The 19,704-nt window shown below is 72.7% G+C and carries 17 protein-coding genes; 3 read left to right on the top strand and 14 right to left on the bottom strand.

All coding sequences use genetic code 11. The annotated features are described in order from the left end of the window. Positions 1-140 precede the first annotated feature (140 nt). A complete protein-coding gene (locus E4622_RS02170; protein WP_134738445.1) occupies positions 141-800 on the top strand; it encodes a TetR/AcrR family transcriptional regulator in 660 nt (219 codons plus the stop codon). Further along, entirely contained in the window at positions 797-2,401 is a 1,605-nt protein-coding gene (locus E4622_RS02165) for an MFS transporter (RefSeq protein WP_134738444.1), read from the top strand. The genes E4622_RS02170 and E4622_RS02165 overlap by 4 nt, the downstream gene beginning before the upstream one ends. Before the next feature lie 141 nt (positions 2,402-2,542). Here E4622_RS02165 and E4622_RS02160 read toward each other — a convergent pair whose 3' ends face one another. The 12 genes from E4622_RS02160 to E4622_RS02105 all read right to left on the bottom strand — a co-directional run bounded on the left by E4622_RS02160 (position 2,543) and on the right by E4622_RS02105 (position 16,157). Then, positions 2,543-3,532 carry a methionine synthase gene (locus E4622_RS02160; RefSeq protein ID WP_134738443.1) on the bottom strand — a complete coding sequence of 330 codons (990 nt, stop codon included), beginning with the start codon at positions 3,530-3,532 and terminating at the stop codon, positions 2,543-2,545. After that, entirely contained in the window at positions 3,529-4,614 is a 1,086-nt protein-coding gene (gene mnmA / locus E4622_RS02155) for a tRNA 2-thiouridine(34) synthase MnmA (protein WP_209021807.1), read from the bottom strand. The genes E4622_RS02160 and mnmA overlap by 4 nt, the downstream gene beginning before the upstream one ends. Continuing rightward, positions 4,611-5,795 carry a cysteine desulfurase family protein gene (locus tag E4622_RS02150; RefSeq protein WP_134738442.1) on the bottom strand — a complete coding sequence of 395 codons (1,185 nt, stop codon included), beginning with the start codon at positions 5,793-5,795 and terminating at the stop codon, positions 4,611-4,613. Before E4622_RS02150 ends, mnmA begins: the two co-directional genes overlap by 4 nt. A gap of 96 nt (positions 5,796-5,891) precedes the next feature. Beyond that, positions 5,892-6,869, bottom strand: coding sequence for an endonuclease/exonuclease/phosphatase family protein (locus E4622_RS02145; RefSeq protein WP_134738441.1), 978 nt, complete (start codon positions 6,867-6,869; stop codon positions 5,892-5,894). A 19-nt stretch (positions 6,870-6,888) separates the two neighbouring features. Further along, positions 6,889-8,007, bottom strand: a complete 1,119-nt coding sequence (gene proB, locus E4622_RS02140; RefSeq protein ID WP_209021748.1) for a glutamate 5-kinase — start codon at positions 8,005-8,007, stop codon at positions 6,889-6,891. Further along, positions 8,004-9,539: a GTPase ObgE gene (gene obgE / locus E4622_RS02135; RefSeq protein ID WP_134738440.1), complete on the bottom strand. Its 1,536-nt coding sequence runs from the start codon at positions 9,537-9,539 to the stop codon at positions 8,004-8,006. Before obgE ends, proB begins: the two co-directional genes overlap by 4 nt. 131 nt (positions 9,540-9,670) lie before the next feature. Then, on the bottom strand, positions 9,671-9,925 hold the full coding sequence (gene rpmA, locus E4622_RS02130) for a 50S ribosomal protein L27 (RefSeq protein ID WP_091027082.1): 255 nt from the start codon (positions 9,923-9,925) through the stop codon (positions 9,671-9,673). A gap of 33 nt (positions 9,926-9,958) precedes the next feature. Then, positions 9,959-10,261 carry a 50S ribosomal protein L21 gene (gene rplU, locus E4622_RS02125; RefSeq protein ID WP_134738439.1) on the bottom strand — a complete coding sequence of 101 codons (303 nt, stop codon included), beginning with the start codon at positions 10,259-10,261 and terminating at the stop codon, positions 9,959-9,961. Positions 10,262-10,446: 185 nt separating this feature from the next. Next, positions 10,447-13,578: an Rne/Rng family ribonuclease gene (locus E4622_RS02120; RefSeq protein WP_134738438.1), complete on the bottom strand. Its 3,132-nt coding sequence runs from the start codon at positions 13,576-13,578 to the stop codon at positions 10,447-10,449. A 354-nt stretch (positions 13,579-13,932) separates the two neighbouring features. Next, positions 13,933-14,649, bottom strand: a complete 717-nt coding sequence (locus tag E4622_RS02115; RefSeq protein WP_134738437.1) for a TIGR03936 family radical SAM-associated protein — start codon at positions 14,647-14,649, stop codon at positions 13,933-13,935. 15 nt (positions 14,650-14,664) lie between these two features. Then, positions 14,665-14,997: a DUF4190 domain-containing protein gene (locus tag E4622_RS02110; protein WP_134738436.1), complete on the bottom strand. Its 333-nt coding sequence runs from the start codon at positions 14,995-14,997 to the stop codon at positions 14,665-14,667. Further along, complete coding sequence (locus tag E4622_RS02105; RefSeq protein WP_134738435.1) at positions 14,994-16,157, bottom strand: winged helix DNA-binding domain-containing protein; 1,164 nt, start codon at positions 16,155-16,157, stop codon at positions 14,994-14,996. Before E4622_RS02105 ends, E4622_RS02110 begins: the two co-directional genes overlap by 4 nt. Before the next feature lie 31 nt (positions 16,158-16,188). Between E4622_RS02105 and E4622_RS02100 the strand changes: the two genes are divergently transcribed. Next, positions 16,189-16,899: a hypothetical protein gene (locus E4622_RS02100; RefSeq protein ID WP_134738434.1), complete on the top strand. Its 711-nt coding sequence runs from the start codon at positions 16,189-16,191 to the stop codon at positions 16,897-16,899. A 126-nt stretch (positions 16,900-17,025) separates the two neighbouring features. Here the strand turns inward: E4622_RS02100 and E4622_RS02095 are convergent, their stop codons facing one another. After that, on the bottom strand, positions 17,026-17,451 hold the full coding sequence (locus tag E4622_RS02095) for a hypothetical protein (protein ID WP_209021747.1): 426 nt from the start codon (positions 17,449-17,451) through the stop codon (positions 17,026-17,028). A gap of 244 nt (positions 17,452-17,695) precedes the next feature. After that, positions 17,696-19,636 (bottom strand): TIGR03960 family B12-binding radical SAM protein, encoded by a 1,941-nt coding sequence (locus tag E4622_RS02090; RefSeq protein ID WP_134738433.1) that lies wholly within the window; start codon positions 19,634-19,636, stop codon positions 17,696-17,698. Positions 19,637-19,704: the final 68 nt, after the last annotated feature.

Genomic DNA, 19,704 nt, shown 5'->3' with positions numbered 1-19,704 from the left:
GGGCGCGTGCGGAAGTGTTCACCGGCCCGAAAAGAAAAATGGCTTGGCCGGGAATGGGCGCCCTGCCTACGCTGTTCGGCATGAAACGGAACCGTTTCGTTTCATCCAGTAACGGTCGTCACATTCGAGGGGAGGGCCCCATGACCAGCACCGATCACGACACCAGCACCAGTCTCACGAGCGACACCGGGGCCACCCACCAGCGACCCCGTGTCGAGGGCGACCGCGAGCAGCAGATCCTCGACGCGGCGCTCGAGGCGCTCGCCGAGGTCGGCTACGACCGCCTCACCATGGACGCCGTGGCCACCCGTGCGCGGGCGTCCAAGGCGACCCTCTACCGCCGGTGGAACGACAAGGCGAGCCTCGTCATCGACGCCCTGGTGTCGATGAAGGAGGAGTTCTCCACGCCCGACACCGGCAACCTGCGCGACGACCTCGTGGCGTCGTTCTGCGGCATGGGGGGCGTCACCGACCCCCGGCAGATCTCGATCTTCGCCAGCGTGCTGACCGCGATCAGCCGTGACGCGCAGTTCGCGGAGAAGTTCCGCAGCGACTTCATCGGACCCAAGGCGGCGCTCAGTCGCGTCGTCTACGAGCGGGCCCAGGCCCGTGGCGAGATCAGCGCCGATCTCGACATCGACCTCTTCGCCCCGGCCATCCCCGGGATCGTGCTGCAGCGCCTCTTCATGCTCGGCGAGATCCCCGACGCCGACCTCGTCACCCGCGTCATCGACCAGATCATCCTGCCCGCCGCCACCTGCGGCGTGCAGTCCGTGCCCGTCCAGAAAGAAGAATCATGACCGACGTACAAGCCCTCGAGGGGCACGCCCCCGAGCCCACCGAGGAGAGGAAGCTCCACCTCGGATGGGCGCTGGTCCTCATCTCCATGGCCCAGCTCATGGTGGTGCTCGACGCCTCCATCGCCAACATCGCCCTGCCGTTCATCGGCAAGGACCTCAACATCGAGCAGGCCAACCTCACCTGGATCGTCACCGGTTACGCGCTGGCGTTCGGTGGCCTGCTGCTCCTCGGTGGACGCCTCGGCGACCTCTACGGCCGCCGCCGCATCTTCATGACCGGCCTGGTCATCTTCGCGGTCGCCTCCTTCGTGGGTGGCTTCGCCCAGAACGAGGCCATGCTGCTCGCCTCGCGTGGCCTGCAGGGTCTCGGCGCCGCACTGGCCTCCCCGGCCGCGCTCGCCCTGATCACCACCACCTTCCCGGCCGGCCCGGCCCGCAACCGTGCGTTCGCGGTCTACGCGGCCATGTCCGGCGCGGGTGCGGCGGTCGGTCTGATCCTCGGTGGCTGGCTGACCGGTCTCGACCCGGTCCTCGGCCTCGAGGGCTGGCGCTGGACCTTCCTGATCAACGTCCCCATCGGCCTCATCGCCGCTTCGCTGGCTCCGCGCTACCTCAACGAGTCCGAGTCGCACCCGGGCTGGCTCGACGTGCCCGGCGCGATCACCGGAACCCTCGGCCTGCTCGGCCTGGTCTACGGCTTCAGCCGCGCCGGCGAGGAGGCCCACGGCTGGGGCGACACCTGGACGATCGCGTCCCTCGCGGCCGGCGTCGTGCTGCTCGCGGTCTTCGCCTTCATCGAGTCGCGGGTCAAGCACCCGCTGCTGCCCGTCCGGGTCTTCGCCAACCGCACTCGCGCCACCAGCTTCCTGGTGATGGCGCTCGTGCCGGCCGCGATGTTCGCGATGTTCTACTTCCTGAGCCTGTTCATCCAGCTCGTGGTGGGCTACAGCCCGCTGCGCACGGGCTTCGCGTTCCTGCCGTTCTCCTTCGGCATCGTGATCGGCGCGGGCCTCTCGTCCAACCTGGTCAACCGGATCAACCCGCGCTTCATCGCCGGCATCGGCACGCTCATGGCCGCCGCCGCGCTCGTGGGCTTCTCCCTGCTCGACGTGCCCAACAGCACCGAGGCGCTCCTCGCCGTCACCCCGGACAACCCGCTCGGTGCCGACGTGAACTACTGGGCGTCGATCTTCCCCTACATCATCCTGATGTCGGTCGGCATGGGCATGGTGTTCGTGCCGCTCACGCTGACCGCGGTGCACCACCTGCGCGCCGAGGACTCCGGCATCGGCTCGGGCGTGCTCAACACGATGCAGCAGGTCGGCGGCGCGCTCGGCCTGGCGATCCTCGGCACCGTCTCGCTGCACTACGCCGACGGGACCAAGACCGACCTGTTCGGCGACCTCGTCTCCAAGGGTGCCTCCCCGGCGGACGCGGGCCAGCTGGCCTTCCTCGGCTCCTTCACCGAGGGCGCCACGGCGGCCTTCCTGGTCGGCGCGGTCCTGATCGCGCTCGGCTCGGCGGCCATCTGGGCCTTCCTCAACGTCAAGCACGAGGAGCTCGCCACGGACGGCCCTGAGGGCGGCGTCCACGTCGGCTGACCCCGACACCGCAGCACCGCACGGTCGACGGCCCGGTCCCCGCAAGGGGGCCGGGCCGTCGGCGTCTCGTGGACCGGTGGACGGGTGGTGTGGGTCGTGTGTCCCGGACAGCGCCCCTGCGCTGCCTGCGGCACACGACCCTCAGGTCAGGTGACGGGCAGCGGCCGAGAGCAGGCGCAGCGCCTGGGCCGACCACGCCGGGGTGGCGCCGGCGAGGCCGCACGTCGGGGAGAGGATGAGCGAGCCGGCGACGCTCACCGGGTCCAGGCCCACGAAGTCGAGCCAGCGCAGCACCCGCTCGGTCACCTCGGTCTCGGTAGGAGCCACGCCGGGGTCCACCGACGGGACGACGCCAAGGGCGACGCTCTCCCCCGCGTCCAGCGCCTCGGCGAGCGCCTCGTGGTCGCGTGCGGCCAGGGTGTCCAGGTCGGCCGAGAGGCCGCGGGCGCCGGCGCCGCGCAGCAGCGCCCAGGGGGTCTCGGGCGCGCACGAGTGCACCCACGGCTCGGCGTCCTCGGCGCTGACGGCGTCGAGCACCCAGCCGAGGTGCTCGGAGGCCTCCGGCGGGTGGACCGTGCGGTGCCGGCCGAAACCCGAGGCCGTCGGCACCCGGCCGCCCAGGACCGCCGCGAGCATGGGCTCGTCGACCTGCACGACCAGGCGGTCGACGCCCGGCAGCCGGCGGCGTACGTCGCGGACGTGGCCGCGCAGGCCCTCGGCCAGCGCCTGCGCCAGCTCGCGGCGCGCGCCGACGTCGGAGAGCACCTTGTCGCCGCGCGGCTTCTCGACGGTCGCGGACAGCGTCCACGGCCCGGCGACCTGGATCTTGAAGGCGCCGGCGTAGTCCTGGCCCTGCTCCTCGAGCCCGTCGAGGTCCCGCGCGAGCAGGCTGCGGGCGCGGCGGTGGTCGACGCCGGAGGCGTCGGTGAGCCGCCAGCCGGCGGGCTGCAGGTCGACGCCGAGGCCGTCGGTGACGGCCAGCCCACGCCCGAGCATCCCCGCGGGCGCGCCGCGGCCGGGCACCTCCGGCAGGTGGGGCAGGTCGGCGAGCTCGCCCAGGACGAGCCGCACGGCCTCGTCGTAGGCCGACTGGTCGTCGCCGGGCATCGACCCGACGCCGGTCGCGATCATGCGGTGGTCGCGATCGTGGCCGAGCCGACCACGCGGCTGCCGTCGTAGATCACGGCCGCCTGCCCCGGCGCGATGCCGAAGGCGGGGTCGAGCAGCTCGATGTCGACCCGGTCGCCGGCGGTCGCCACCACGGCGCGGTGCTCGTCGCCGTGGGCGCGCAGCTGGACGGTGGCGTCGAGGCGGGTGGGCACGCTGCCGCACCAGCGCGGCTTGATGCCGCTCAGGCGGTGGACGGCGAGGCGCTCGCGCGGACCGACCGTGACCGTGCCGGAGACCGGCTCGATGTCGAGGACGAAGCGCGGCTTGCCGTCGGCGGCGGGGGTGCCCAGCCGCAGGCCCTTGCGCTGGCCGATCGTGAAGCCGTAGCTGCCCTGGTGACGGCCCAGCTCCTCCCCCGTGGCCTCGTCCACGATCGCGCCGCCGTGGTTGGGGGCGCGGTCGCCGAGCTTCTCGCGCAGCCACCCGGCGTTGTCGCCGTCGGCGACGAAGCAGATGTCGTGGCTGTCGGGCTTGTCGGCGACGAGCAGGCCGCGCTCGGCGGCCTCGGCCCGGACCGCCGACTTGGGCGAGTCGCCCAGTGGGAACAGCGAGTGGGCCAGCTGGTGCTGGTCGAGGACGCCGAGCACGTAGGACTGGTCCTTGCCGTGGTCGACGGCGCGGTGCATCTCGATCAGCCCGTCCGCGCCGGTGCGCAGCTGGGCGTAGTGGCCGGTCGCGACGGCGTCGAAGCCCAGCGCCAGCGCCCGGTCGAGCACCGCGGCGAACTTGATCTTCTCGTTGCAGCGCAGGCACGGGTTGGGGGTCCGCCCGGCGGCGTACTCGTCCATGAAGTCCTCGACCACGTCCTCGTGGAAGCGCTCGCTGAGGTCCCAGACGTAGAACGGGATGCCGATGACGTCGGCCGCGCGGCGGGCGTCGTTGCTGTCCTCGATCGTGCAGCAGCCGCGCGCGCCGGAGCGGTAGGACGCCGGGTTGCGCGACAGCGCGAGGTGGATGCCTGTGACGTCGTGGCCGGCCTCGGCGGCGCGCGCGGCGGCGACGGCCGAGTCGACGCCGCCGGACATGGCGGCGAGGACCTTCACCGAGACGCTGCCCGGGCCCGCTCGACGCACGGGCCGATCGCCTCGACGAGCGCACGGACGTCGGCCTCGGTGGAGGTGTGGCCCAGCGAGAAGCGCAGCGAGCTGCGCGCCTCGTGGTCGGCACGGCCCATCGCGAGCAGCACGTGCGACGGCTGGGGCACGCCCGCGGAGCAGGCCGAGCCGGTGGAGCACTCGATGCCCCGGGCGTCGAGCAGCATCAGCAGCGAGTCGCCCTCGCAGCCGGGGAAGCTCAGGTGGGCGTTGCCGGGGAGCCGGTGGACCGCGTCGCCGTTGACCTGGGCATCGGGCACCGCCTCCAGGACGCCCGCGACGAGGCGGTCGCGCAGCGCGGCGACCCGCGAGGCGTGGTCGGGCTGGTGCTTGACCGCGAGCTCCACGGCCGCGGCGAAGCCGGCGATGGCGGGGGTGTCGATGGTGCCGCTGCGGATGTCGCGCTCCTGGCCGCCGCCGTGGACGAGCGCGGTGACGTCGAGCTCGCGGCGTACGACGAGCGCGCCGACGCCGTAGGGCCCGCCGAGCTTGTGGCCGGTGAGGGTGAGGGCGTCGACGCCGGAGGCGGCGAAGTCGATGGGCAGGGTGCCGACGGCCTGCACGGCGTCGGTGTGCACCGGGATGCCGTGGGCCGCGGCGAGGGCCACCACCTCGTCGATCGGCTGGATCGTGCCGACCTCGTTGTTGGCCCACATGACCGAGACCAGCGCCACCGTGGCGGGGTCCTGCTCGATGAGCGCACGCAGGGCGTCGAGGTCCAGGCGCCCGTCGCGGTCGACGGGGACCAGGTCGACCTGCGCGCCGGCGTCCTCGCCGAGCCAGAAGACCGGGTCGAGGACGGCGTGGTGCTCGATGGCGGACACCAGGATGCGGGTACGGCGCGCGTCGGCGCCCTGGCGTGCCCAGAAGATGCCCTTGAGAGCCAGGTTGTCGGCCTCGGTGCCACCGGCGGTGAAGACGACCTCGCCGGGACGGCAGTTGAGCGCCTGCGCGATCGTCTCGCGGGACTCCTCGACGATGCGGCGCGCGCGCCGCCCGGAGGCGTGCAGCGAGCTCGGGTTGCCGACGTCGAGCAGGTGCGCGGTGAGCGCGTCGACCGCCGCGGGCACCATCGGCGTGGTGGCGGCGTGGTCGAGGTAGACGACCGGGTCGGGGCTGGCGTGACTCATGGCGTGGTCAAGCGTACGGCTCACCCCTCGGGGCCGACTCATCCGAGCCGCTCGAGCCAGGGGTGGCCGGGGTGGGCGGCGGCGATGGCGGCCCGTTCACCCGTCGCCCCTCGCCGCCAGCGAGACGAGCACGGCGCGGTGGTCGGCGCCGGAGACGTCGACGGTGCGGGTCTCGGTGACCGTCCACTCGTCGGTGACCAGGACGTGGTCGATCCCGACGGTGGGCGGCAGGGCGCTGAGGACCGGGAAGTCGCCGCCGACCGGCCACGTGGCCTCGACGCCGGCGTTGGCCAGCTCGGCGGAGTCGCGGAAGCCGTCGTCGACGAGCGCGCGCAGCGGCGCCTGGTCGAGCGTGGCGTTGAGGTCGCCGGCGATCACCGTGGCGTCGCCGGAGGCCGCGAGCGCGCGGATCTGCGCATGGTCGTCGCGCCACGCCTCGGGGTCCACCGGTGGGTAGGGGTGGACCGCGAGCAGGGACAGGCCGGCGGTGCGCACCAGGAGCCCGTCGAACGTCGTGTCCAGGGTCTGCACCACCTCGACCGGCTGCCGGGAGAACACCATGGTCCCCTCGGTGCCGCCGCCGGCCTCGCCGGTGCGGTGCGGGAACGCCTCGTCCAGCCCGGCGGCCTCCATCTCGGCCACGGCGCCAGTGGTGAGCTCGCTGACCACGAGCACGTCGACGTCGGCATCCACGGCCGTCTCGAGCAGCTCGACGGCGTCGCCCGCGCCCTTGAAGAGGTTGGCGGTCACCAGCCGCACCGGCGTCGCGTCCGCGGCCGCGGCGGGCGTCGCGCCCGTGACCAGCGGCGCGTACCACCACGCGTGCAGGAGCAGGCCCGCCAGAGCGAGCGCCGCTCCCCCGAGCACGACCGCCCGCCGACCGGCCCCGCGCAGCAGCCCGGCCAGCAGGAGCAGCAGCGCGGCGGCGTACAGCGGGAGGCCGTAGGGCGTGAACGCCCCCAGCTGGATGGCCCGGGCGTGGTCGGGCTCGAGCAGCCGCACGCCGCTCAGCGCGAGCGCCGGCAGCAGCAGCACCGCCACGGCGCACCAGTAGAAGGTGCGCCCCCAGGTCATGGCGCCAACCTAGCGAGTCCTAGAGCAGCACGAGGTCGTCGCGGTGGACGACCTCACGCTCGTAGGCCGCGCCGAGCTCGCGCTTGAGGTCGTGGGAGGTGCGGCCGAGCAGCTGCGGCACCTCGTCGGCGTCGAAGTTGACCAGGCCGCGCGCGACGACCTCCCCGTCGGGGCCGGCCAGGTTGACCGGGTCGCCGGCGGTGAAGCCGCCCAGGACGCCGGTGACGCCGGCGGCGAGCAGCGAGGCCCGGCGCTCGACGACGGCGCGGACGGCGCCGGCGTCCAGCAGGAGCGTGCCCTTGGGGTTCGTGGCGTGGGCCAGCCACAGCAGGCGGATGGGTCGGCGGCGGCCGGTGGCGTGGAAGAAGGTGCCGACCGGCTCCCCGGCGAGCGCCTCGGCGGCGTGCTCGGCCGAGGCCAGCAGCACCGGGATCCCGGCGCCGGTGGCGATCCTGGCCGCCTCGACCTTGGTCTGCATGCCGCCGGTGCCGACGCCGGCGGCACCGGCCTTGCCGATCTGCACGTGGTCGAGCTCGTCGAACGACGTCACCTCGGGCACCAGCGAGCTGCCCGGCAGCCGCGGGTCGGCGTCGTAGAGACCGTCGACGTCCGAGAGCAGGACCAGCAGGTCGGCGTGGACCAGGTGGGCGACCAGGGAGGCCAGCCGGTCGTTGTCACCGAAGCGGATCTCGTTGGTGGCGACGGTGTCGTTCTCGTTGACCACGGGGAGCACCCCGAGCTCGAGGAGCTTGGCGAAGGTCGAGAAGGCGTTGCGGTAGTGCGAGCGGCGGGTCACGTCGTCGAGGGTGAGCAGCACCTGGCCGACGACGACGCCGTGGCGGGCCAGCTCCTCGGTGTAGCGGTGCATCAGCAGCCCCTGGCCGACCGAGGCGGCCGCCTGCTGGGCGGCCAGGCCCCGCGGGCGCCGGGCGAGGCCGAGCGGCGAGAGGCCGGCGGCGATGGCACCGGAGGAGACGAGCACGACCTCCGCGCCCCGGGCGCGCGCGGCGGCCAGGACGTCGGCGAGGCGGCTGACCGTGGCCGGGTCGATCCCACCCGCGGCGGAGGTGAGCGAGGACGACCCGACCTTCACGACGATCCGGCGCGCGCCGGTCACCGCGAGCCGCTCCGCGGTCATGCCTCGGGGTCGCTCTCAGCCCAGTCAGGGTCCTCGGGCGAGCCGATCGTGTAGGCCTTGGGACCGAACTTCTCGGGCTTGTCGAGGCGGCGGGCCACGTCGGCGCGGGTCTCGGTCTCGGCCCGCTCGGGCATGGCCTCCTGGATCGCGCGGCGCCGACCGTGGGCGGGACGCTTTTCCTCGAAGCGCTCGTCCTCGCCGCGGCGGGCGAGGTTCTCCGCGCCGGCGTCGATGCCGGGCTTGAAGTCGAAGACGACCGCGTTGTCCTCGGCGCCGATGATGACCGTGTCCCCGGGCTTCGCGCCCAGCTGCAGGAGGCGGGTCTCGACCCCGAGCCGGTTGAGCCGGTCGGCCAGGAAGCCGACGGCCTCGTCGTTGCTGAAGTTGGTCTGGCGCACCCAGCGCTCGGGCTTGGTGCCGCGCACGCGCCAGCCGTCCTCGCTGTCGCTGACGGTGAAGTCGTCGCCGCCGCCGGCGCTGGGCGGGCGCAGGACGATGCGCTGGGCCTCGACGACCTCGCGCTCGGCGCGGGCGGCCAGCACGATCTCGGCCATCGCGAACGTCAGCTCGCGCATGCCCTCGCCGCTCGCGGCCGAGACGGGGAAGACGCGGAGCCCGCGCTCGCGCAGGTCGTCGATGGTGATGTCGGAGATGTCGCGCCCGTCGGGCACGTCGATCTTGTTGAGCGCGACCAGCCGGGGCCGGTCCTCGAGCCCGCCGTAGCGCGCGAGCTCGTTCTCCATGACGTCGAGGTCCTCGAGCGGGTTGCGCCCGGGCTCCATGGTCGCGGTGTCGATCACGTGGACCAGCGCCGCGCAGCGCTCGATGTGGCGCAGGAAGTCGTGGCCGAGGCCGCGGCCCTCGCTGGCACCCTCGATCAGGCCGGGCACGTCGGCCACGGTGAACGTCGTCTCGCCGGCCGTGACCACGCCGAGGTTGGGCACCAGGGTGGTGAACGGGTAGTCGGCGATCTTGGGCCGGGCCCGCGAGATGGAGGCGATCAGGCTGGACTTGCCCGCGCTCGGGAAGCCGACGAGGCCGATGTCGGCGACGACCTTGAGCTCGAGGGCGATGTCGAGCTCGTCGCCGGGCTCGCCCAGCAGCGCGAAGCCCGGGGCCTTGCGCTTGGAGCTGGCCAGCGCCGCGTTGCCGAGACCGCCGCGTCCGCCCTGGGCGATGACCAGCTCGGTGCCGGGACCGACCAGGTCGGCCAGCACGGTGCCGTCGGCGTCGGTGACGACCGTGCCCTCGGGCACGGGCAGGACCACGTCGGCGCCGTGCGAGCCGTTGCGGTGCGCACCGGCGCCGTGGCCGCCGTTCTCGCCACGCCGGTGCGGGCTGTGGTGGTAGTCGATCAGCGTGGTCACGTCGGGGTCGACGCGCAGGATGACCGAGCCGCCCGGGCCGCCGTTGCCGCCGTCGGGACCACCGAGGGGCTTGAACTTCTCGCGGTGCACCGAGGCGACGCCGTCGCCACCGCGACCGGCGCTCACGTGGAGCGTCACACGGTCGACGAAGGTGGGGACTGCCATGGGGCACCGCCTCTCAGACGGTTGTGGTGCGGGGATGGTGCGGGCTGACACGGGGTGGTGCAGAAATGGCGAAAGGGCGGCCCCCACGTGCAGGGACGCCCTTAGCGCGAAGTGGTGCTGCGAGCGTCAGGTCACTCGCCCGGGACGATGTTGACGACCTTGCGGCCGCGCTTGCGGCCGAACTCCACCGCGCCCGCGACGAGCGCGAACAGGGTGTCGTCACCGCCGCGGCCGACGCCGCTGCCCGGGTGGAAGTGGGTGCCGCGCTGGCGCACGATGATCTCGCCGGCGTTGACTTCCTGGCCACCGAACCGCTTGACGCCGAGGCGCTGGGAGTTGGAGTCGCGACCGTTCTTGGTGGACGCGGCGCCCTTCTTGTGAGCCATTTCGTAGTCCTTCGGGTGTGTCTCGAGCGAGGCTCAGAGAGAGATGTCGGTGACCTTGACCTGGGTGTACTTCTGGCGGTGCCCCTGGCGCTTCTTGTAGCCGGTCTTGTTCTTGTACTTCTGGATGATGATCTTGGGGCCCTTGGTGGCGCCGAGGACCTCGACGGTCACCGACGCCTTGTCCAGCCCGGTCGAGGTGACGGACTCGCCGTCGACCACGAGCACCACCGGAAGGGTCACCGACTCGCCGACGCCGGTCGTCACCTTGTCGATCTCGATGACGTCGCCGACGGCGACCTTCTGCTGGGTGGCGCCTGCGCGCACGATCGCGTACACCGCGGTCTCCTTCGTAGGTCTCACTGAACAAGCTGGGGCTGCGGCACGCGACGACCACCCGGGGGTGGAGGCGCTGCCGGCAGGATGGGGCAGTTGAAGCAGGTGGGCACGCCGAGCGCACCGAGAGTCAATACTACGGATGCGCCGCTCGCACCGCAAAACGCGGAGCGAGCGACGCCCCGTGCTCAGCGCTTGCGGGTCCGCTTCTTGACCGGGACGTGCTCGACCGAGGAGCCGGCGTCGCCGTCGACCTCACCCGTCGCCTCGTCCGCGACCTCGTCCGGGGCCACCACGGCGGCCGGCTGGGCCGCCCGGTTGCGCCCGCGGGTGCGGGTCACGACCTTCGGCGGGCCGGCGGCCGGAGCCACCTCGACCGGCGCGGCGGCCGCGACAGGCTCCACGACCGGCACCGGGGCCGGCATGGGGGCCGGGGTGGTGCTGATCGTCTCCGTCGAGCGCGTCTTGCGCCGGGTCCGGGTGACGACCGCAGGCGCCTCGGGCTGGGCGGCGCCCTGCGGCTCCACCTCGGGCTCCGCAGGGGACTCGACCGCCACCTCGGCGGCGGTCTCCGGCTCCGGCGTGGCCTCGACCTCGACCTCGGGCTCGGCCTCGGTGGCCGGCTCGGGTGCGGTCTCGACCGGCGCCGGGGCGTCGGTGTCGATGTCGGTCTCGACCACGGTGTCGACGTCGCCGACCGGGTCGGCGTCGGGCTCGGTGCGACCGGCGTTCTCGGGCTTGGCCATCGCGGCGATGTCCTTGGGCGACGGGGTCGCCTTGGGGGCGGGAGGCGCCTGGTCCTCGCTGCCGCGGCCACGGCCGCCGCGCGTGCGCCGGCCACCGCCGCCGTTGCCGCCGCTGCTCCCGTTGCCGCCGCCGTTGCCACCGTTGCCGCCGCCGCGCGAGGAGTCCTCGCTGCGGCGCGGCTCGACGGGCTGGTCGTGCAGCACGAGGCCGCGGCCCTGGCAGTGCTCGCAGTTCTCGCTGAAGGCCTCCACCAGGCCCGTGCCGATGCGCTTGCGCGTCATCTGCACCAGGCCGAGGGAGGTGACCTCGGCGACCTGGTGGCGGGTGCGGTCGCGGCCCAGGCACTCCACCATGCGGCGCAGGACGAGGTCGCGGTTGGACTCCAGCACCATGTCGATGAAGTCGACGACGATGATCCCGCCGATGTCGCGCAGCCGGAGCTGGCGCACGATCTCCTCGGCCGCCTCCAGGTTGTTCTTGGTGACGGTCTCCTCAAGGTTGCCCCCGGAGCCGGTGAACTTGCCGGTGTTGACGTCGACCACGGTCATGGCCTCGGTGCGGTCGATGACCAGGGAGCCGCCCGAGGGCAGCCAGACCTTGCGGTCCAGGCCCTTGGCGATCTGCTCGTCGATCCGGTACGTCGCGAAGACGTCCGGGCCGTCGTTGGTGTCGTAGCGCTCCACGCGGTCGGTCAGGTCGGGCGCGATGTGGGACACGTAGTCCTGCACGCTGCTCCAGGCGTCCTCGCCCTGGATGACCAGCTTCTTGAAGTCCTCGGTGAAGAGGTCGCGCACGACCTTGAGGGTCAGGTCGGGCTCGCCGTAGAGCAGCTGGGGCGCCTGGCCCTTGGCCTTGCCCTCGATGTCCTCCCAGCGGGCCTTGAGGCGCTCGACGTCGCGGGTGAGCTCCTCCTCGCTGGCGCCCTCGGCGGCGGTGCGCACGATCACGCCCGCGGTGTCCGGGACGATCTCCTTCAGCAGGGTCTTGAGGCGGTTGCGCTCGGTGTCGGGCAGCTTGCGCGAGATGCCCGAGGTGGTGCCGTCGGGCACGTAGACCAGGAAACGGCCGGCGAGGCTGACCTGGCTGGTCAGCCGGGCGCCCTTGTGGCCGATCGGGTCCTTGGTCACCTGGACCAGGATCGACTGGCCCGAGCTGAGGAACGACTCGATCTTGCGGGGCTGGCCGTCCTTGTGGCCGAGCGAGGACCAGTTGACCTCGCCGGCGTACAGGACGGCGTTGCGGCCCTTGCCGATGTCGATGAACGCGGCCTCCATCGAGGGCAGGACGTTCTGCACCCGACCGAGGTAGACGTTGCCGATGAGGGAGGTCTGCGACTCGCGGGCGACGTAGTGCTCGACGAGCACCTTGTCCTCGAGGACGCCGATCTGGGTCAGCTCCTCGCGCTGGCGGATGACCATGACCCGGTCGACCGACTCGCGGCGGGCGAGGAACTCCGCCTCGCTCACGATGGGGGCGCGGCGGCGGCCGGCCTCGCGGCCCTCGCGGCGACGCTGCTTCTTGGCCTCGAGGCGGGTCGAGCCGGCGATCGCGGTGATCTCGTCCTCGGCGGAGCGCGGCTTGCGGACGCGGGTGACGGTGTTGGCGTCGTCGCCCCCGTTGCCGCCCTCGTCGCCCTCGCGCCGGCGGCGACGACGACGGCGGGTGCCGCCCTCGCCGGAGTCGTCGGAGTCGGCGTCCTGCGCGGCGGCACCGCGGCCACCACCGCGGCCCGAGCTCTTGGCGGGGGCCGGGGCTGCGTCTTCGGTGTCGTCCTGCGCGTCGTCGGCGGAGCCGGCGTCGTCGCCGTCACCGGCCTTGCGGCGGCGGCGGCCACCACGGCGGCGCCGGCGGCGCGGACCACCGTCGGAGCCCTCGTCGTCGGAGTCGGAGTCGGCCTCGTCGTCGGTCTCGGCGGGGGCCGAGGTCTCCTCGACGGGGGCCTCCGGGGCGGCGGAGTCGGTCTGGTCGTCCTCGTCCGGCACGGCGGCGGCCTTCTTGGCCGCCCGCTTGCGCGGGGTCCGCTTGGGGGGCTCGACGACCTCCGGGGCGGTCTCCTCCTCGGCGTCCTCGTCCGTGGGCAGCGTCGGCTCGGGCTGGGGGGCAGCCTCGACGACCTTGACCGCGGCGCGGCGCCCACGGGTGCGCGTGGTGACCTTGGTCTCGGGGGCCTGGAAGAGCACCATCGGCGCCGCCGTCTCGGCGGCCTCGGCTGCGGCGGGCTCCACCGGCTCGGCGGGGGCGCTCGGGGTCTCGGAGGAGGCGTCCGGTGCCGGCGCGGCGGCCTTCTTGGCCGCCCGCCTGGCGGGGGCCTTCTTCGCGGCCTTCTTGGCGGCCGCCTTCTTCACCGGCGCCTCGCCCTCGGGGGCGTCGGCGGCCGGGTCGACCGGCGCGTCGGCGGGGGTCTCGGCCGACGGGGCGGCGGCGGCCTTCTTGGTGGTGCGCTTCGCGGCGGCACGCTTGGCGGGGGCCTTCTTGGCCGCCTTCTTCGCCGGAGCGGGGGCGTCGGCCGCAGCCTCGCCGCCCTCGGTGGTGCTGTCGGTGGTGCCGCTGGGAGTGCTGGTGTCGTCAGCCATGGTGCTGCTCCTCGACCCGGTGGGGAGAGCCCCGCCGGGGGGTGTCGGACGCCGCGGACCCGTCACGCGGGTCGTCGACGCAAAGCCTTCGGGTGGCGGCGACACCCTCCGCAGGTGCGTCACTGGACGGCGGTTCGTCACCTGCCGCGGTCGCAGGGCCACAGGCGGGGGTCGCTGTCACCGACTCCCACTGGCCGCGTCGCGGTCCGGCGACGGCCCTCATCCACTGTGCCGACCCACAGGAGCGGAGCCGGCGAGAACGTCGTCGGGTCGAATCAGGCAGATGGTCCCTTTCACGAACCACACGCACGGTCATCGACCAGGGCGAGTATCGCACAAGCCCCGGCCGGTGGCCTATCTCATCGGGTGCAGCGGGTCGCCGATCTCGCCGGTGTCCGGGTCCAGCGGCCCCTGGGTGAGCCTGGTGAGCAGCGGGGAGGGCACCTCGGGACGGCCCGAGGTGTGGGCCAGTCCGGCCAGCACGTCGTCGGGCCGGACGGAGGGGGTGCCGTGGCGCAGGACCAGGTCGAGGCGGGAGCCGCGCTCCCCCACGCTCGCGCTCAGCGAGATGACCGCCGCCCGGCAGTCGAACTCGCGCAGCCCCTTCTTGGTCATCCGCTGCACGGGCACCTCCTCGGCGGCGAGGAAGGCCGCCACCGCGGTGGCCGCCTCCGCCGGCGGGAGGTCCAGGTCGACCTGCCAGTGGCTGGCCTCGAGCTGGTCGGCGAGGGCTCCCCCGGGTGAGGTGACCACCTCGACGACGTCCAGGCCGTCGGGCAGCGCCTCGACGAGCGCCGCGTGGACGGTGGCGGGGTCGACGACCTCCGCGAGGCCGATCTCGAGGAACTCCGCCTCGCTGGCCGACCCGGTCGGGCTCGCGCCGGCGTAGGAGATCCGGGGGTGGGGGTTGAAGCCCGAGGAGTAGGCCATCGGCACCCGCGCCCGGAAGATCGCCCGCTCGAAGGCGCGGCTGAAGTCGCGGTGGCTGGTGAAGCGGAGCCGGCCGCGCTTGGCGTAGCGGATCCGCAGCTTCTGCACCGGGGGTGCCTGCTGCTCGGGCTGGTCACGCATCAGACGGACTCTCTCTCAGCACTTGCCACCACCACAGAAGTCGAAGACGAACATCCCCAGCGTGCCCAGGATCAGCAGCCCGACGACGACCAGGGCCCCGATGGCCGTGGCGACGGCCCCGAGCGCGAAGCCGATCGTCGCGAGGTCCTGACCCGTCGTCTCGCCCGGGTGGGCGGCGATGTCGCGCCGGGCGACGCGGCTGAGCACCATGGCCGGGATCCCGGTCACGAAGGAGCAGCCCATGAGGGAGACGATGCCGAGCCCGAGGCAGGCGATCGCATAGCCGTTGGTGGGCGGGACCGGCTGCACGGCGGGGCCCGACGAGCCCGCGGGTGGCTGCTCGCTCATCGTGCCTCCTTCATGGCCGGGGAGGGGTAGACGGTACTGACCCGCTGCCCCTGCAGCCATTCGCTGAGCCGGGCGGCCTCCACCTCCAGGCAGGCGCGGCCCTCGGCGGGCACGTCCTCGAGCAGGCCGAGCACCACCACGCCGTCGGGGTCCTGCACCCAGCACCCCACGACCCGGCCGTCCCACCAGGCGGTGGTGCCGGCGTTGCCGTTGCGGTCGAAGAGCTGCGGGCCGTGCGGCCCCAGGTAGAAGTCCCGGGACTTCCAGCCCATCACGGTGGGGTCCAGCACGGGCAGCAGCGCCGCCCACGGCTCGACGGGTGCCACCTCCTCGACGTCGTCGGGCAGCACCCAGCCCACCGCGCCGCCGTCCAGGGAGACCTCCACCGCCGCGACGTCGGCCAGGGCCGCGCGCACGGCGCCCTTGGTGCCGCCGAGCCACCACTGCACGTCCTCGACCGTGCCGGGGCCGAACGTCGCCAGCCACCGGCCCACCAGCACGGCGTAGCCCTGCCGCTCGTCGAGCGGCGGGGGCACCTCGCCGAGCCAGTCCGCCATCCGGGTCCAGCGCGGGCGGGAGACGCGCCAGTGGGAGGTGTTGGTGCCGCGGACGATGTCGGCCGTGAGGCCGAGGTGGGTGAGGACGCGGCCGGCGCTCCACACCGACCCGGCGGTGACGTCGATCTTGACGTCGATGTGGGCGATGGCCTCCCGCAGGGCCAGCGCGGTCAGCCCGTCGGGCGCGGCGTCGAGCTCGCGCAGCACCGCGGCCCGCGCCTGGTCGAGCCAGGCGCTCCCGTCGACGTGGATGCCGGCCAGCTCGATGTCCTTGGCGACGCGCTTGCGCTCCGTGGCGGCCACCCGGGCCGACGCGCTGCCCCACGCGGCCGGCAGCAGGTCGCGCGGGAGGACGAACAGCGTGCGGCGCATCGCCAGCTGCTTCACGAGCGTGCGGTCGACGTACAGCGCCCGGTCGACGTCCTCCACGCTGAGGCCGTCGACGCGCGCATGGAGGGAGAGATAGACGGTCGCGGGCTCCGTGGAGTGCAGCACGGTCATGGCCCGGGTCGCGGCCTCCGGGTCGGGCTGCCTCAGCCCCGGCGCGACCCCGTGACGCCGCGCCAGCCGGGAGCGCCGCTCGGTGTCGGGGATGTGCCGCATGGCCCCCATCCTGCCCCCTAGGGTGTCCCGCGTGAGCACACCTACCGACGGCCCCGAGGGCCAGCCCGCCAACCCCTACGGCCAGCCCCCGAGCCCGTACGGTCAACCCGCCAACCCCAACCCCTACGGCGCCCCGCCGACCCAGCCGACGGGTGGCGGCGGCTACGGCGCGGCCTTCCCCGGCGGCGGGCCGGTCGAGCAGCCCCAGGGCAAGGGCCTCGCGATCGCCGCGCTCGTGCTCGCGATCATCGCCTGCGCCATCCCCAACCTGATCTCGCTGGTCCTGGCGATCGTCGTCCTGGTGAAGAAGAAGGGCGGCAAGGGCCTGGCCATCGCCGCGATCATCATCGACGTGATCGTCCTGGCGATCTGGGTGGTCCTCTTCGCCGGCGGCGTGTGGCTCTTCAACAACATCATCACCGTCGACAACGCCGAGGTCGGCCAGTGCGTCACGACCGACACCGGTGACAGCGACGAGGTCGGCCTGATGAAGCAGGACTGCGCCAAGGCGCACGAGGCGGAGGTGTTCGTCGTGGGCGACCTGACCGCCGACGAGGTCACCCTCTACGGCACCGACCCCGGCCAGATCTGCGTGACCCGCTACACCGAGGACGGCAAGGACGTGAACGACCTGCCGGGCGACTACGTCAACATCCTCACCGCGGACCTCTCCCCCAAGGAGGGCGAGTCCTTCGTCTGCATTGTGGAGAACCAGGACGGCTCCAAGCTCCCCGCGAAGTAGTCGCACGAGACGTCATGCGGACCGGGGCACGGGTGCCACGGTCCGTATGACGTCCTGAAGCGTGGGGTTCCCACCGCGAGCAGAACCAGCGGCCATGAGCGACCGAGCTGTCAGTCGTCGGCGAGGTCAGCCCTCAGGGCGCTCGGGATTCGCCACTGCTGCTCGTCCGTTCTCGCCCACCGTGAACTGCACGCTGCCCCGCCACCTCGGCAGCTTGCGCTGCAGCCCTCGGAGTAGCGCGACCGACTCGGTGTCCGAGAACCCAGACGTGATCGACCAGTCAAGGCCCGAACCCACGACATCGCTGGCGAAGACCACCTCGACCGCCAGCAGGACCCGTCGCCAGTCGGCAGTTGTCAGCGACTCTCCGGCCTCGATCCGTTTCCAGAGGCCCCAGGTCTCAGTGGACATGTTGGAGGCGCTGGAGAATCCCATGGCAATGGCGAGCGCATCGGTGGGCTCGGCTGGTCCACCCCAGTCCAGCAACGCTGCGCGAAGGAACTGTCGCTCCACTTCTTCCAGATGAACGGCGGAACTTCTCGCGTCGACCATTGCACCGATGCTTCCAGCGATGAGCGCCGCGCTACAACTCGCACCCTCGGCACCGCAATATGCGGATGACTCTGGGCCAGAACCAGCCGAACAGGATCTCGGTGTATACATCGCGGGGCAGACGGATGTGTCGGCGCGATCCGTCAGGTGCTGTCGGCGTAGGCCAGGCCGAAAGTCGACGAGGTAGGCGTTCTTGGCGTCGATCGACCCCCCGCGCACCCACGTCGTCCGCAGGTCAGCGACCTCAGACGACGGCGAGCGGCAGCAGCTGCCGGCCGGTGGGGCCGATCTGGATCTCGGTGTTCATCTCGGGGCAGACGCCGCAGTCGTAGCAGGGGGTCCAGCGGCAGTCCTCGACCTCGGTCTCCGAGGACGGGTCGATGGCGTCCTCCCAGTCGGCCCAGAGCCAGTCCTTGTCGAGGCCCGAGTCGAGGTGGTCCCAGGGGAGCACCTCGTCGTAGTCGCGCTCGCGGACGGTGTACCAGTCGAGGTCGACGCCGGTGCCGGCCAGGCCCTTCTCGGCGGAGGCGACCCAGCGGTCGTAGGAGAAGTGCTCGCTCCAGCCGTCGAAGCGGCCGCCGTCGCGCCAGACCTCCTCGATGACCGCGCCGACGCGGCGGTCGCCGCGGCTGAGCAGTCCCTCGATCGTGCCGGGCTTGCCGTCGTGGTAGCGGAAGCCGATGGCGCGGCCGTACTTCTTGTCCTCGCGGACGGTGTCGCGCAGCTTCTTCAGGCGCGCGTCGGTGGTCTCGTGGTCGAGCTGGGCGGCCCACTGGAACGGGGTGTGCGGCTTGGGCACGAAGCCGCCGATCGAGACCGTGCAGCGGATGTCGTTGCGGCCGGAGACCTTGCGGCCCTCGGCGATCACCTTGCGCGCGAGGTCGGCGATCTGCAGCACGTCCTCGTCGGTCTCGGTGGGCAGCCCGCACATGAAGTAGAGCTTCACCTGCCGCCAGCCGTGGGAGTACGCCGCGGAGACCGTGCGGATCAGGTCCTCCTCGGTGACCATCTTGTTGATCACCTTGCGCAGCCGCTCGCTGCCGCCCTCGGGGGCGAAGGTCAGGCCGGAGCGGCGTCCGTTGCGGGAGAACTCGTTGGCGAGGTTGATGTTGAACGCGTCGACACGGGTGCTGGGCAGCGACAGCGAGACGTTGGAGCCCTCGTAGCGGTCGGCCAGCCCCTTGGCGACCTCGGCGATCTCGGTGTGGTCGGCGCTGGAGAGCGAGAGCAGGCCGACCTCCTCGAAGCCGGTCTTGCGGATGCCGTTCTCGACCATCGCGCCGATGGTCTCGATCGAGCGCTCGCGCACGGGGCGGGTGATCATCCCGGCCTGGCAGAAGCGGCAGCCGCGCGTGCAGCCGCGGAAGATCTCGACGGAGAAGCGCTCGTGCACGGTCTCGGCGAGCGGCACCAGCGGTTTGGCCGGGTAGGGCCAGGCGTCGAGGTCCATCAGCGTGTGCTTCGTGACGCGGTAGGGGATGCCGGGACGGTTGGGCACGACCGCCTCGATGGTGCCGTCGGCGGCGTAGGCGACGTCGTAGAACTTCGGGACGTAGATGTTGCCGGTGACCGCGAGCCGGCGCAGGAGCTCGTCGCGCCCACCCGGGCGACCCTCGGTCTTCCACTCGCGCACGACCTCGGAGATCGCGAGCACGACCTCCTCGCCGTCGCCGAGCACGGCGGCGTCGAGGAAGTCCGCGACGGGCTCGGGGTTGAACGCCGCGTGGCCGCCGGCCAGCACGATCGGGTCGTCGTCGCCGCGGTCGACCGCGTGCAGGGGGATGCCCGCGAGGTCGAGGGCGTTGAGCATGTTGGTGTAGCCGAGCTCGGTGGAGAAGCTGAGGCCGAAGACGTCGAAGTCGCGCACGGCGCGGTGGGCGTCGACGGTGAACTGCGGGATGCCGTCCTCGCGCATCACCGCCTCCATGTCCTGCCACACCGAGTAGGTGCGCTCGGCGAGGATCCAGTCGCGCTCGTTGAGGACCTCGTAGAGGATCTGGACGCCCTGGTTGGGCAGCCCGACCTCGTAGGCGTCGGGGTACATCAGGGCCCAGCGGACCGTCGGGCCCTCCACCGCGCAGTCCCACTCCTTGACCGTGGAGTTGAGCTCGCCGCCGACGTACTGGATCGGCTTCTGCACCGACGACAGGCGGGGCTCGAGGCGGGGGAAGAGGCTCACAGACATCCGCTCAGCCTAGCCGCGCGGGGTCCAGGAGCCGATCCGACGAGCCTCTCCCCCACCAGGACGGAACC

It is taken from the genome of Nocardioides sp. 503 (assembly GCF_004522095.1).
GTDB lineage: Bacteria > Actinomycetota > Actinomycetes > Propionibacteriales > Nocardioidaceae > Nocardioides.
Note: the sequence above shows the minus strand (reverse complement) of the source record. Positions and strands in the feature narration are given on the sequence as shown.

Excerpts from the sequence above, each read along its gene's own strand:
- E4622_RS02160 (WP_134738443.1), bottom strand. The coding sequence starts at position 3,532 with ATGATCGCGACCGGCGTCGGGTCGATGCCCGGCGACGACCAGTCGGCC.
- E4622_RS02110 (WP_134738436.1), bottom strand. The coding sequence starts at position 14,997 with ATGAGCGAGCAGCCACCCGCGGGCTCGTCGGGCCCCGCCGTGCAGCCG.
- E4622_RS02090 (WP_134738433.1), bottom strand. The coding sequence starts at position 19,636 with ATGTCTGTGAGCCTCTTCCCCCGCCTCGAGCCCCGCCTGTCGTCGGTG.
- E4622_RS02120 (WP_134738438.1), bottom strand. The coding sequence starts at position 13,578 with ATGGCTGACGACACCAGCACTCCCAGCGGCACCACCGACAGCACCACC.
- proB (WP_209021748.1), bottom strand. The coding sequence starts at position 8,007 with ATGACCGCGGAGCGGCTCGCGGTGACCGGCGCGCGCCGGATCGTCGTG.
- E4622_RS02170 (WP_134738445.1), top strand. The coding sequence starts at position 141 with ATGACCAGCACCGATCACGACACCAGCACCAGTCTCACGAGCGACACC.
- obgE (WP_134738440.1), bottom strand. The coding sequence starts at position 9,539 with ATGGCAGTCCCCACCTTCGTCGACCGTGTGACGCTCCACGTGAGCGCC.
- E4622_RS02115 (WP_134738437.1), bottom strand. The coding sequence starts at position 14,649 with ATGCGTGACCAGCCCGAGCAGCAGGCACCCCCGGTGCAGAAGCTGCGG.
- E4622_RS02165 (WP_134738444.1), top strand. The coding sequence starts at position 797 with ATGACCGACGTACAAGCCCTCGAGGGGCACGCCCCCGAGCCCACCGAG.
- rpmA (WP_091027082.1), bottom strand. The coding sequence starts at position 9,925 with ATGGCTCACAAGAAGGGCGCCGCGTCCACCAAGAACGGTCGCGACTCC.
- E4622_RS02105 (WP_134738435.1), bottom strand. The coding sequence starts at position 16,157 with ATGCGGCACATCCCCGACACCGAGCGGCGCTCCCGGCTGGCGCGGCGT.
- E4622_RS02145 (WP_134738441.1), bottom strand. The coding sequence starts at position 6,869 with ATGACCTGGGGGCGCACCTTCTACTGGTGCGCCGTGGCGGTGCTGCTG.
- E4622_RS02095 (WP_209021747.1), bottom strand. The coding sequence starts at position 17,451 with ATGGTCGACGCGAGAAGTTCCGCCGTTCATCTGGAAGAAGTGGAGCGA.
- E4622_RS02150 (WP_134738442.1), bottom strand. The coding sequence starts at position 5,795 with ATGAGTCACGCCAGCCCCGACCCGGTCGTCTACCTCGACCACGCCGCC.